10 protein-coding genes are annotated in these 12,783 nt (G+C 64.0%); 4 read left to right on the plus strand and 6 right to left on the minus strand.

The window, feature by feature from the left end; all coding sequences use genetic code 11:
• The first annotated feature begins 64 nt into the window (after positions 1-64).
• Together ACO06R_RS15580 and rnd are read left to right on the plus strand one after the other, a co-directional pair.
• On the plus strand, positions 65-1,348 hold the full coding sequence (locus ACO06R_RS15580) for an MFS transporter (protein WP_421851953.1): 1,284 nt from the start codon (positions 65-67) through the stop codon (positions 1,346-1,348).
• The gene (gene rnd / locus ACO06R_RS15585; RefSeq protein ID WP_421851956.1) at positions 1,345-2,499 is read left to right on the plus strand and encodes a ribonuclease D; all 1,155 of its coding nucleotides are present in this window, start codon (positions 1,345-1,347) and stop codon (positions 2,497-2,499) included. Before ACO06R_RS15580 ends, rnd begins: the two co-directional genes overlap by 4 nt.
• 3 nt (positions 2,500-2,502) lie before the next feature.
• Here the strand turns inward: rnd and ACO06R_RS15590 are convergent, their stop codons facing one another.
• Genes ACO06R_RS15590 through ACO06R_RS15610 form a run of 5 tightly spaced genes read right to left on the minus strand, consistent with a single transcriptional unit; the run spans position 2,503 to position 8,807 of the window.
• Positions 2,503-4,029, minus strand: a complete 1,527-nt coding sequence (locus ACO06R_RS15590) for an exopolyphosphatase (RefSeq protein ID WP_421851959.1) — start codon at positions 4,027-4,029, stop codon at positions 2,503-2,505.
• 37 nt (positions 4,030-4,066) lie between these two features.
• On the minus strand, positions 4,067-6,295 hold the full coding sequence (locus ACO06R_RS15595) for an RNA degradosome polyphosphate kinase (protein ID WP_421851962.1): 2,229 nt from the start codon (positions 6,293-6,295) through the stop codon (positions 4,067-4,069).
• A gap of 52 nt (positions 6,296-6,347) precedes the next feature.
• Complete coding sequence (locus ACO06R_RS15600; protein ID WP_421851965.1) at positions 6,348-7,046, minus strand: HdaA/DnaA family protein; 699 nt, start codon at positions 7,044-7,046, stop codon at positions 6,348-6,350.
• A 37-nt stretch (positions 7,047-7,083) separates the two neighbouring features.
• Entirely contained in the window at positions 7,084-8,217 is a 1,134-nt protein-coding gene (locus tag ACO06R_RS15605; RefSeq protein ID WP_421851968.1) for an AI-2E family transporter, read from the minus strand.
• Positions 8,214-8,807: a CDP-alcohol phosphatidyltransferase family protein gene (locus ACO06R_RS15610; RefSeq protein ID WP_421851971.1), complete on the minus strand. Its 594-nt coding sequence runs from the start codon at positions 8,805-8,807 to the stop codon at positions 8,214-8,216. Before ACO06R_RS15610 ends, ACO06R_RS15605 begins: the two co-directional genes overlap by 4 nt.
• A gap of 169 nt (positions 8,808-8,976) precedes the next feature.
• On the opposite strand from ACO06R_RS15610, the gene purM reads away from it, so the two are divergent.
• Together purM and purN are read left to right on the plus strand one after the other, a co-directional pair.
• Entirely contained in the window at positions 8,977-10,050 is a 1,074-nt protein-coding gene (gene purM / locus ACO06R_RS15615; protein WP_421851974.1) for a phosphoribosylformylglycinamidine cyclo-ligase, read from the plus strand.
• The gene (gene purN / locus ACO06R_RS15620) at positions 10,047-10,637 is read left to right on the plus strand and encodes a phosphoribosylglycinamide formyltransferase (RefSeq protein WP_421851977.1); all 591 of its coding nucleotides are present in this window, start codon (positions 10,047-10,049) and stop codon (positions 10,635-10,637) included. The genes purM and purN overlap by 4 nt, the downstream gene beginning before the upstream one ends.
• On the opposite strand, the gene ACO06R_RS15625 is transcribed toward purN, so the two are convergent.
• Positions 10,634-12,748 (minus strand): molybdopterin-containing oxidoreductase family protein, encoded by a 2,115-nt coding sequence (locus tag ACO06R_RS15625; protein ID WP_421851983.1) that lies wholly within the window; start codon positions 12,746-12,748, stop codon positions 10,634-10,636. The genes purN and ACO06R_RS15625 overlap by 4 nt on opposite strands.
• Positions 12,749-12,783: the final 35 nt, after the last annotated feature.

Genomic DNA, 12,783 nt, shown 5'->3' on the forward strand with positions numbered 1-12,783 from the left:
AGGTTCTGGTAAATCGCGGGGTGCGGCGGCATAGTGCCGCCCGCCCCGTTATGGTCCTGGTTGCATGAATCTTCGCCTGTTCCTTCCGCTGTTGATCGCTGCCTTCTTCCTTCTGGCCGGAAACGGCGTTCAGGGCACGCTGATCGCCATACGCGGCGCCGAGGAAGGATTCTCGACCGGCCTGATCGGTACCATCGGCGCGGCCTATTTCGGCGGTTTTCTGCTCGGCTGCGTCTCGATTACCCGCATGCTGAACGCAGTCGGCCACATCCGGACGTTCTCCGCGCTCGCGGCCATCGCCGCTTCCGGTACGATTCTGATGGTGCTGATGATCGATGGCCTCGGCTGGATCGTGATCCGCTTCATGATGGGCTTTTGCTTTTCCGGCCTGTTCACGACTGTCGAGAGCTGGCTGAACGCCGGCGTCAAGAACGAGATGCGCGGACGTGTCCTGTCGATCTATCGCATTGTCGACATTGTTGCCGTGACCGGTTCGCAGTTCCTGCTGCCAGCCTTCGGGTCCGGTGGATTCGCGATTTTCGCAATGGTCGCCATGATCGTGATGATTTCGATCGTTCCGGTCTCGCTTGCCGACCGGTCCAACCCGAAACCGCCCGAGGATTTCCAGTTCGACCTCAGGACGATATGGCGGCTGTCACCCATCGCCTGTATCGGCGCGGTGGCAATCGGGGCCACGAACGGCGCGTTCCGTCTGATCGGCCCGCTTTATGCGCAGGAGATCGGACTGCCGATTGCCAGCGTCGCCACCTTCATGAGCGCCGGCATTCTTGGCGGCGCGGTGTTGCAGTATCCGCTGGGCCGTTGGTCGGACATGCACGACCGGCGGGTCATCCTGATCCTGACCAGCCTTGGCGCTGTCCTTGCCGGCCTGTTCCTGACATTCGTCGCCGGTCAATCCTACATCGCCAATTACGTCGGCATCTTCCTGTTCGGCTCGTTTGCCCTGCCGCTCTATTCGCTGTCGGTGGCGCATGCCAACGACCATGCAAAGCCGTCGCAATATGTGATGGTCGCGGCCGGCCTGATGTTCTGCTTCTCGCTTGGCGCTATGGTCGGCCCGCTCGTGTCCTCCCTGATCGTTCAAGAATTCGGGCCATCGGCCCTGTTCACCTATACCAGTGTCGTCCATACCGCGCTGATCGCAGCGACCGTCTGGCGGATGCGGGTGCGCGGCCCGGCGCCGAGCGAACGGCGCGGCGCGTTCACCGTCCTGTTGCGCACATCGCCGGCGCTTGCCTGGCTTGCCCGGTCGCGGGCGCGCCCCGAATTGGGCGAAGACGACGCATCGACAAACAACAAGGACGACACTAAAGACCTGACCGCATGAAACCGATTGAATCCACGGAAGCCCTCGCCGAGGCCTGCCAGCGTGCTGCCCGGCATCCCTACATCACCATCGACACGGAGTTCATCCGCGAGACGACCTTCTGGCCGGAGCTTTGCCTCGTCCAGTTTGCGACCGTCGAGGAAGCGGTGCTGGTCGATCCGCTGGCGCCGGGCATCGACCTGACGCCGCTGTTTGAATTGATGTCCAACCGGGATGTGTTGAAGGTCTTCCACGCCGCCCGGCAGGACATCGAAATCTTCTTCAAGCTTGCCGGCGCAATCCCGGAGCCGATCTTCGACACTCAGGTCGCCGCGATGGTGTGCGGCTTCGGCGACGCGATCGCCTACGACCAGCTCGTCAAGCGCGTCAGCGGCGCGACAATCGACAAGTCCTCGCGCTTTACCGACTGGCGCCAGCGCCCGCTGAGTGACAAGCAGTTGCACTACGCGCTCGCTGACGTCACCCATCTGCGCGATGTCTATGACGATCTGGCAGCCCGCCTGAAGCAGGAAAACCGCGAGCACTGGGTGCGCGAGGAGATGAGCGTGCTGACGGCGCGCGAAACCTACGACCTGCATCCCGATGACGCATGGAGACGGCTGAAGCTGCGCGTGCGCAAGCCCATCGAACTGCAGATCATGATGAATGTCGCGGCTTGGCGCGAGCGCGAGGCGCGCAACCGCAACCAACCGCGCCGGCGCATCCTGAAAGACGATGCGGTCTATGAAATCGCGCAGCAGCAGCCGCAGAGCCCGGAAGCGCTCGGCCGGTTGCGGTCGCTCAACAAGGGGATCGAGCGTTCGCCCTTTGCCGAACCGCTGGTCAAGGCGGTGGCCGACGCGCTGGCGCTCGACAAGGCCTCGCTGCCGACGATCCCGCGGCCGCCCGCCTCGCCGGAAGGCACAAGCGCTGCCGTCGACTTGCTTCGCGTGCTGTTGAAGCTGACGGCCGAAGAACAGGGCGTGGCGCAGAAGATCATCGCCACATCGGACGACCTGGAGAAGATCGCCATTTCCGGAGAAACCGCCGACGTGTCGGCGCTGAAGGGCTGGCGGCGCGAGATATTCGGCGACCAGGCGTTGCGTATCATCAATGGCGAACTGGCGATCCGGTTCCAGGAGCGCAAACTGGCGATCCTCGATATCGCCTGACGGCTAAGCCTCGTCGGCGATCACCAGTTCGACCGGGCGTTCCACCGTCTTGGCCAGTTGTTGCAGCCGTCCCAGCGGTCGGCTGCCGGACAGTTCCGCCATCGATGGCGGCAGCACCAGCTGCATCGTGCCATCTTCGCTTTCCCGCCATTCAAGGTCGCCAATCACGCCGGGCATGGCCGCTGTGAACAAATAAGCGACGCGGAAGAATGCACCCAGATAGCGCGAACGCTGCCAGATACGTTGGTCGGCGATCGCGCGGATCGGCGGCGCGAGATCCGGATTCTTCACGCCGTCGTGTCGAAAGAAGTTGGCGAGCGCGATGTAAGCGCGCCCCGGATGGTCGATCTGCACGAAGGAACCGTAAGCGAGCACGTTCAGCGCCTGGTCGCCGCGATAGTCGGGATGCGCGCGCCAACTGATGTCGGCAAGCCGGCAGGCGGCTTCGCGATAACGGCGCTCGTTTTCCGTCTCGTCGATGCCAAACGCTTCAAACGCCCTGCCGGTCCATTCAGCGAGTTCGCGAGCGTGGCGCGGCGAGCGCGAACGCAGGATCGACAGTTCCTCGGCGGCCTCCATGAGCGCGTCGGCCTGACGCGCTTCGTCGTTCAGAAGGCCGAACAGGTAGCCCTCGCGGACGCCCGACGAGGAGAAGACGACCTTGCCCGGCTGCATGGCGCGGATCAATTCGACCATGGCGATGGCGCCAAAGGGCAGCAATGCGCGGCGCGACCGCGACACGCTCTCGATCCCCTTCAGCTTCTCGACATCGTTGGCGCCGACGCGGCGGAGGAAGTCGAGCGCCTTGTGCGCGTCCATCTCGAAATGGTGCGTCACATGCAGCGGATAGCTCGTATGCGCCATGTAAAGCTTGGCGAGGTTCCGCCAGGTGCCGCCGACCGCATAAAAGTTCTTTCCCGTGCACTGCTTCAGGAACTCGGCGCGCCGAAGGTCTTCGCGGGCGATTTTCGCGGCGCGCGCATAGTCGCCGCCGGCGCGTTCGGACAAGCGAATGACGCCGACCGGCAGCGTAAGCCCGTCGCCGATGTCTTGCCCCTGCATCTCGACCAGTTCGAGACTGCCGCCGCCCAGATCGCCCATCACACCGTCGATGTCGCGAAACGCAGACTGGATGCCATAGGCCGAGTAGAGCGCCTCCTCGCGGCCGCTGAGCACCGTGACCTCCTGGCGCAGGATGCGCTCGGCGTCGTTGATGAAGGCCGGCCCGTTGCCGGCCTCGCGCGCTGCGGCGGTGGCGAGAACGTAAAGGTTCTCCACCCGCGCCTGGTCGGCAAGCCCCCGGAAACGGCGCAGCGCGGCAAGCGCGGCTTCGACGGCGCGCTCGTTCATATTGCCGGTCTCGGCAATGCCGCGCCCGAGCCCGCACTGGACCTTCTCGTTGAACAGGATGGAGGGCGCGCGCACCAGGCCCTCATAGATGACAAGCCGCACCGAGTTGGAGCCGATGTCGACCACGGCCACCGGTTGGCGGTTTCGCAGGCGTCCCTGCGCGTCTTCAGTCTCAATCACTGGCCCTGGCCCAACCCAGTCTGTCTATTCTGGCGCTTTAGCTTTCTGCCCGTTTTTTGTGCGCAATCAATCGGGGGGCTGACGATTTCAACGACTTTCCGCGCCCGGACAGGCTCGGATTCGTCATGAAATACTTTTGGGCATTGAAGTTCTTCTCGTCGCGCGCCGGCACGATGCGGCGCGACCGGCCGTCCGGCAGCACGGTGAAGCTCTGCTGGTTGTCGAGCAGGTTCGCCAGCATGATCTGGCCGACGACCTGTTCGCGCACTGTCGGATTTTCGAGCGACACCAGCGTCTCAACACGGCGGTCGAGATTGCGCGGCATCAAATCGGCGGAGCCGATATAGACGATGGCGTCGTCGGACGGCAGCCCCTGCCCGTTGCCGAAGCAGAAAATCCGGCTGTGTTCGAGGAACCGCCCGACGATCGACTTGACGCGGATGTTGTCCGACAGGCCCGGCACCTGCGGTCGCAGGCAGCAAATGCCGCGCACCACCAGCTCGATCTCGACACCGGCAGCGCTTGCCGCATAAAGCGCGTCGATGATCGCCGCATCGACGAGCGAGTTCATCTTGAACCAGATTTCGGCGGGTCGGCCTGCCCTGGCGTGGTCGATCTCCTCGCGGATATGCTTCAGGATCCGCTCGCGCATATGGCGCGGCGACACCGCCAGCTTCATGTCCTCGCCCGGATCGGCATAGCCGGTGATGAAGTTGAACACATGCGCCACGTCGTGGGCGATTTCCGCGTTGCAGGTGAAGTAGGACAGGTCGGTGTAGATCTTCGCGGTGATCGGGTGATAGTTGCCGGTCCCCAGGTGCACATAGTTGCGCAGACGGCCTTCCTCGCGGCGCACGATCAGCGACATCTTGGCGTGCGTCTTGAGTTCGAAGAAACCGTAGACAACCTGCACGCCCGCGCGCTCGAGGTCGCGCGCCCAACGGATATTGGCCTCCTCGTCGAAACGCGCCTTCAGTTCGATCAGCGCGGTGACCGACTTGCCGGCCTCGGCGGCGTCGGTCAGGGCGCGGATGATCGGGCTGTCCTTGGACGTTCGGTAGAGCGTCTGCTTGATCGCCAGGACGTTCGGATCGGCCGCGGCCTGGCGCAGGAACTGCACCACGACATCGAACGATTCATACGGGTGATGGACGACGATGTCCTTCTCGGAGATCGCCGCAAAGCAATCGCCATTGTGTTCGCGAATCCGCTCGGGGAAGCGCGCCGCATGCGGTTCGAATTTCAGGTCGTCGCGCTCGATCGAGACGACTTCCGACAGCGTGTCCAACGCCAGGAAGCCCGGCTGGACGCTGACGCGCGCTTCCGGCACCTCCAATTCGTGGGTGACGAAGTCGCGCAGTTCGCGCGGAATCTCGTGATCGAACTCGATGCGGATCACCTGGCCGCGGCGGCGACGCTTGAGCGCCGTCTCGAACAGGCGCACCAGATCCTCGGCTTCTTCCTCGACCTCGATATCGCTGTCGCGGATGATCCTGAACGTGCCGCGCCCGCGTACTTCGAAGCCCGGGTAAAGCGTCGAGATGTGCAGGCCGATGACATCCTCCAGGCTGATGAACCGGTAGTGACCGCGTTCGCCGGGGATGGCGATGAAGCGATGCAGCGCGACCGGAAAGCGGATCAGCGCGTTCATCTGCTTGCGCGTGGAACGATTGTGCAGTTCCAGCGCGATCGAGAAGCCGAGATTCGGAATGAACGGGAACGGGTGCGCCGGGTCGATCGACAGCGGCGTCAGGACCGGGAAGATCGTCTGCAAGAAATGGTTTTCAAGCCAGGCCAGGTCTTCGGCGCCAAGCTGCTCGCTGCGCACGAACTCGATGCCCTTGCCTTCCAACTCCTCCTGCAGTTCCGCCAGCACGACCTGCTGCTCGGTCTGCAGGCGGCCGGTCTCCTGCAACACGGAATCCAGCTGTTCCTGCGGCGTCAAGCCATCGACGCTTCGCTCGCTGATACCCTCGCGCACCTGGCCCGCCAGTCCGGCGACGCGAACCATGAAGAATTCATCCAGATTGTCGGCCGAAATCGACAGGAAACGCAGCCGTTCGAGTAGTGGGTGTTTTTGGTTGCGCGCCTCGTCGAGCACCCGCCAATTGAACTGCAACCAGGAGAACTCACGGTTCACGAACCGGGATTCGCCTTCCGGCAGTCCAAGCGCCTCAACTTCAGCCGTATCCAGCCCGGTTTCCTCGCCGGTGGTCTCAACCGCGTCGCTCATATCGGCCAGTTCTTGTTGTCCGTCGTCCATCATCGCTCAGTGGCTCCCGGTCTTCGCACCGCTTTGGAACGGAATGATGACAGGATCAGAAATCGAATTCGTCTTGGTTTTCATCGTACTCTTTGATGTAGGCGGATGCAAAAGGACGCGTGATCTTGCTTTTGCGCGCCAGCGCCGCCTTGTCCAGCCGGTCGACGATCAGGCGCGCGCTTTCCAGCGACCGCTCGATCCGGCTGGCAATGAACTGCACAACCGCCGCGTCGACGGAAATCTGCCGGTCGCTGAACAACTTCGTCATCACACCGACCAGCAATTCGTCGTCCGGCTCGCCGATTTCGACGGTCGGGGCTGCCAGCAGGCGCGACCGCAAATCCGGCGTGCGAACCTGCCAGGCGGCGGGCCATTGCACGGATGTCATCAGGATGGAGCCGCCATTGGCACGCGCCGCATTGAGCAGGTGAAACAGCGCATCCTCATCGAAACCGCCTGGCTGCAGGCCGTCGATAACGAGCGGTGTCGCGGCCTGCGCGGCGTCGAGATCGGCGCCGGACAAAGTCGTCGGATCGCACGACCGCGCGCCGGAACGCTGCGCCCAGATCGACGCCAGATGGGTCTTGCCGGAACCCGGCGGCCCGGCGAGCACGGCAGCGCTCGATGGCCAGTCCGGCCAGCTCTCGATCAGCGCTGCGGCCTCGCGATTGGCGCGCGAGACGATCAGGTCGTCGCGCGTCATGGACGCCGGCAGGCCGATGTCGAGCAGGAACTGGTTTTCGGGTTCACGCATCACTGGTCACGCATTACGGGCAGTCTGTCGCGGACGGTCAGCCGGCTTTTGTATCCGTATCGGCCGCATCGTCGGCAGCACTCTCCGAATGCCCTATGTAGAGATCGGAATCGAGGTATTTCTCGAGCGCGAACCGGACAAGCACGCCGACCACGGCGGCCGCCGGCACCGCGATCAGCAGACCGGTAAAGCCGAACAGCGACCCAAAGGCAAACAGCGCGAACATCAGCCACACCGGATGCAGGCCGACGCTGTCGCCAACCAGCTTCGGCTGCAGGATATTGCCCTCGACTAACTGGCCGGCGAAAAAGATCGCGACGACGATCCCGATCATGATCCAGTCCGGCCAGAACTGCGCCAGCGCGACGCCAACCGACAGGACCAGCCCGACGATCGAACCGACATAGGGTATGAAGCTGATCAGACCGGCGAACATGCCGATCAACAGACCGAAATTCAGGCCGACCAGCGTCAGGCTTATCGCGTAGAAGCTGCCGAGGATAAGGCAGACCAACCCCTGCCCGCGCACAAAACCGGCAATCGCTTCATCGATATCCGTGCCGAGTTTGCGGACCTGAGCGAGATGATCGCGGGGAATCCAGCTGTCGACACGGGCCACCATCCGGTCCCAGTCGAGCAGCATGTAGAAGGCGACCACCGGCGCGACCACCAGCAATCCGGCAAGGTCGACGACGGCGCGCCCAGACGACCAGAGGCCCTGGAACAGAGCCGTCAGGAAGCCGGCGCCCTGCTTGAGGAGTTCGTCCAGACCGGCCTGCAGGCCTTCCGGCTCGATGCCCGTGTAGCTCGAAAGCCATGTCGTATCGAGGCTGACCTGGGCAAGCAGGGTACGCAGTTGCACCAGATAATCGGGCACGAGCGCGATGAACCCGGCGAGCTGCGAGGCCAGGATCGGCACGATGATCATCAGCGCGACGATAAACAGCACCACGAACATCGACAGGATGATCACCGTTGCGGCAATTCGCGACAGACCGCGCCGCTCGAAGAAGTCGGCGACGGGATCGAGAAAATAGGCAAGCGCGAGGCCGGCCAGGAACGGCAGCAGGATCGAGCGGAAAATCACCAGAAACAGCACGAACACCGTCATCGCCGCCAGCCAGAAGATCGCCTGACGCCGCAGCGAGGTCGTGGAGATGTGTTCGCTCATCGGGTACCGTCCGACTGGTTTGCGCCCGGCGGTACGCCGGGGTCGGGATTGCGGAAGCGATCGAACATCAACCAGCCATAGGCCAGCGCGGATGCCGCAATCGATATCGTGGCGACAGCGACCAGAATCGCGGTCAAGGGCTGCAACGGCAGGCTCAGCGCGTTCGCGCCAAGCACCCACGCGGCCAGCACGATCAGCAGCGCGGTATTCACCTTGGAGATGAACAACGGGCGGATGGCCGCCATCTGGCCGGACCCGGTCAACGCCACCGCGCCGACAAGAATGCCGATATCGCGGGCAACGATCACCGCGACCAGCCACATGGGAAGCTGGTGCTGGATCGCCAGCGCCGTATAGACGGCGATCGTCAGCGCCTTGTCGGCCAACGGATCCATCAGCTTGCCGATCAGCGAACTCTGGTCGAAATGGCGCGCGATGTAACCGTCGACGGCATCGGACGCGCCGGCAAGAACGAACAGCACGAACGCCGTCATCCACTGGTCGTTGAGCGCGGCATAAACGATCAGCGGGATCGCTATGAACCGCGCAACCGTAATCATGTTGGGTATGGTGAGAAGCGTTTGCGCCATGCGGTGCCTTTCCAATCACCCAGATATAGAGATGGCCGTTAGCCGACGCAAAAGGCGATCGCGCTTCTTCGACAATATCCCCATGACCGCGACGATTCATTATTGGAAAGCGGACGCCAGCCATGCAATAGACCTTGCGGGCGGAGGATCGGGCAAACGGGTGGTTAAGGTGACAACAGATCAATCGGGCGCCAACGGATTGAGCTACCGTGACGCCGGCGTCGATATCGATGCCGGAAACGCGCTTGTCGACGCCATCAAGCCGATGGTCCGCTCGACGGCAAGGCCCGGCGCCGACGGCACGATCGGCGGGTTCGGGGGCCTGTTCGACATCAAGGCCGCCGGCTATGTCGACCCGTTGTTGGTCGCGGCCAATGACGGTGTCGGTACCAAGCTGAAAGTGGCCATTGAGGCCGGCATTCACGACACTGTCGGTATCGATCTGGTGGCGATGTGCGTCAACGACCTTGTCGTGCAAGGCGCTGAACCATTGTTTTTCCTCGACTATTTCGCCACCGGCAAGCTCGATGTCGGCGCGGCGGCCTCGGTCGTCTCCGGTATCGCCGATGGCTGCCAGCGCGCCGGCTGCGCCCTGCTAGGCGGCGAGACGGCGGAAATGCCGGGCATGTACGATCCGGGCGACTACGATCTGGCCGGGTTCGCGGTCGGCGCGGTGGAGCGCGGCGGATTGCTGCCGCGCCCCGACATCGCGCCCGGCGACGCAATCATCGGCCTCGCCTCGTCCGGTATCCATTCCAACGGCTATTCGCTGGTGCGCAAGATCGTCGCCATGGCGGGCATCGGCTATTCGGACGCCGCGCCTTTCGATGCGGCGATTTCGCTCGCAGCTGCATTGTTGAAGCCGACCCGTATCTACGTTCCGTCCGTGCTGGCCGCCATTCGCGAAACTGGCGCGATCAAGGCGCTTGCCCACATCACCGGCGGCGGTTTCCCCGAGAACATCCCGCGCGTCCTGCCCGCCGGGCTTTCGGCGGACATCGATCTGTCCGCAATCGACGTCCCCCCGGTTTTCTCCTGGCTCGCCGCCACCGGCGGCGTGGCCCGTGACGAGATGCTGCGCACCTTCAACTGCGGCGTCGGCATGATCGCGGTGATCCCGCCATCTGACTTGAAGAAAACCATTGAATGCCTTGAAAGACATAATGAAACGGCGTTTCACCTTGGCAACATAAGCGATACCGACGGCGACCGGGTACGCTATTCGGGATCGCTGGCGATTTGACCGGCGCCGGCGCTCGAAAAACACCGGTCGCGGTTCTGATCTCAGGCCGTGGTTCCAACATGCAGGCGCTGATCGCGGCAACGCGTGCGCCCGACTACCCGGCGGCGATCGTCGGCGTGATTTCCGACAATCCAGATGCGGCCGGGCTGGCGACCGCGCGTGATCTGGGGATCGCCGCATCGGCATTCGCGCGCGCCGATTACCCGTCGAAACGCGCCCATGAAGACGCGATCCAGGCCGCGATCGCCGAAACCGGCGCCGACATCGTCTGCCTCGCCGGCTTCATGCGGCTCTTGAGCGCTGAATTCCTGGCGCCCTGGGAAGGCCGGATCATCAATATCCACCCGTCCCTGCTGCCGAAATTCAAGGGCCTCGACACCCATGCCCGCGCCATCGCCGCAGGCGAGACGGTGCATGGCTGCTCCGTGCACCATGTCACCGCGGGCATGGACGAAGGTCCGGTAATCATGCAGGCGGAAGTCCCCGTGCTGCCCGGCGACACGGCCGAAACACTCAGCCAGCGCGTGCTGGCGGAGGAACACCGGATCTACCCCGAGGCGCTCGCCATGCTGATCCGGTCGCGCTAGCCGCCCAGCGCCCTCACCCACACCTTGGTGTCATGGATCGGCGCGCCGCCATAGGGCGCAACGCTGTCGGCGCTGGTCAGCGTGTTGATCCCGCAGCCGTTCGGATGCGCCTTGTTCGGCCACAGGCCTTCGGCGATCAGCGTGCCGCGCGCCGGCTTTTGCGACAGTTTCAGATGCAGATGCACCTCGCCGCGCGAATTGCCGAGCGCCACCGTATCGCCATCGCCGAGCCCGTGTTCGACAGCGTCATCCGGGTGCATCAACACCTCCGGCCGGCCTTCCTTCTTCACCGATCCCGGCGTCTCGGCGAAGGTCGAATTGAGGAAGGACCGCGCCGGCGACGTCGCCAGCACGAAGGGGTGTTCGGCATCGGGTGCGTCCGCAAGCTCGATATGGTCCGGGAAGGAAGGCAGCGCAGCGACCGGGCCTTGCGGGCCCAGCGTCTCTGGCGGCCTGTCGGGCGCCGGCGTGCCCGTCCAGTCGGCGCGGAAGCGGTAACGCCCGTCGGGATGGCCGAAGCCGTTCGCATAATGCGACGTATCGAAATCCGGCTGGACATCGATCCAGCCCTTTTCGCGCAGCGTCTCGTAGGTCTCGTCATAGCCGCTGTCGGCGAGCATGCCGGAAATCAGTTCCTGCTCGCTCTTGCCGAAACCGGGCCGGCCGGCGACGCCGAGCCGCTTGCCCAGTTCCTCGATGACGAAGTGGTTGGACCGCGTCTCGCCCGGCCCGTCGATCAGCTTCGGCCCGAGCATGACATGCTGATGGCCGCCGCCGCGATAAATGTCGTCATGCTCCATGAACATCGTCGCCGGCAGCACCACATCGGCCATTTCGGCGGTCTCGGTCATGAACTGCTCATGCACGGCGACGAACAGATCGTCCCGGGCGAAGCCCTGCCGGACCAGCGCCTGTTCGGGCATGACGTTCATCGGGTTGGTGTTCTGGATCAGCATGGCGGCAACTGGCGGGCCTCCGCAGAGCGCTTCCGCATCGCCTGTCAGCACCCGGCCGATCTTCGACTGGTCGAGTGAGCGGACCTCCGGGTCCTCCTCCGCCAGCCCCATGATCTCCGTCTTGTCGAAGCCGTAAATGCCGCCATTGTTGTGGAACGCGCCGCCGCCCTCATGCCGCCACGAGCCGAGCACTGTGGGGATCGAACAGGCCGCATGCATCGCCGCCGTGCCGTTGCGGTTGCGCGTGAAGCCGTAGCCGAGCCGGAAGAAACTGCGATTCGTCGTGCCGACCAGTTTCGCGAACGCCTCGATATCGGCGACGGTGAGCCCGGTGATCGCCGCCGCCCAGGCCGGGTCGCGCGTTTGCAGATGCGCTTCCAGCCCGGCCGGATCGTCGCTGAACCGCGCCAGATAATCGCGGTCGGCGTGACCGTCGCGAAACGCCACATGCATCACCGCGCAGGCGAGCGCGGCGTCGGTCCCGGGCTTCAGGATTAGCGCCAGATCGGCCTGGTCGGCGGTGTCGTTTTGATAGACATCGACAACCACGATCTTGGCGCCGCGTTCCTTGCGCGCCTTGATCGCGTGGGTCATCACATTGACCTGCGTCGACACCGCATTGGTGCCCCAGATCACCACGCAGTCGGCGAGCGCCATTTCGCGCGGGTCGGGCCCGGCGAGCTTGCCGGTGCCCATCACGAAGCCGGTCCAGGCCATATTGGTGCAGATCGTGTCGAACTGGCCCGAATAGCGTCTGGCGTGGCGCAGCCGGTTGATGCCGTCGCGCTGCACCTGGCCCATCGTGCCGGCGTAGTAGTAGGGCCAGACCGCCTCTGCGCCGATTTCGCGTTCGGCGGCCTCGAAGCGCTCGGCGATCAGGTCGAGCGCCGCCGCCCAGGAGGCTTGCCGCCATTCCCCGTCGCCCTTGCCGCCGGTGCGCACCAGCGGGTGCATGAGCCGGTCGGGATGGTGGATGCGCTCGGCATAGCGGGCCACCTTGGCGCAGATCACGCCGGCCGTGTAGCTGTTGTCCTTCGATCCGCGCACGCGGCCGATCCGGTCGCCCGGCAGCACCTCGACATCGAGCGCGCAGCATGACGGACAGTCATGCGGACAGGTGGAGCGGAATGTTGCGTTTTCCGGTGCGATATTCATGGGCACAAGACTAGCCGGATGGGCGTCAGCGCGAT

Origin of the sequence: Oricola sp. (assembly GCF_965230365.1) — a bacterium.
Classification (GTDB): Bacteria; Pseudomonadota; Alphaproteobacteria; order Rhizobiales; family Rhizobiaceae; genus Oricola.

Bases quoted from the DNA above. Each gene is read 5' to 3' on its own strand.
- ACO06R_RS15610 (WP_421851971.1), bottom strand. From the start codon at position 8,807: ATGGCGCAAACGCTTCTCACCATACCCAACATGATTACGGTTGCGCGG.
- ACO06R_RS15595 (WP_421851962.1), bottom strand. From the start codon at position 6,295: ATGATGGACGACGGACAACAAGAACTGGCCGATATGAGCGACGCGGTT.
- ACO06R_RS15605 (WP_421851968.1), bottom strand. From the start codon at position 8,217: ATGAGCGAACACATCTCCACGACCTCGCTGCGGCGTCAGGCGATCTTC.
- ACO06R_RS15625 (WP_421851983.1), bottom strand. From the start codon at position 12,748: ATGAATATCGCACCGGAAAACGCAACATTCCGCTCCACCTGTCCGCAT.
- rnd (WP_421851956.1), top strand. From the start codon at position 1,345: ATGAAACCGATTGAATCCACGGAAGCCCTCGCCGAGGCCTGCCAGCGT.
- ACO06R_RS15600 (WP_421851965.1), bottom strand. From the start codon at position 7,046: ATGCGTGAACCCGAAAACCAGTTCCTGCTCGACATCGGCCTGCCGGCG.
- ACO06R_RS15580 (WP_421851953.1), top strand. From the start codon at position 65: ATGAATCTTCGCCTGTTCCTTCCGCTGTTGATCGCTGCCTTCTTCCTT.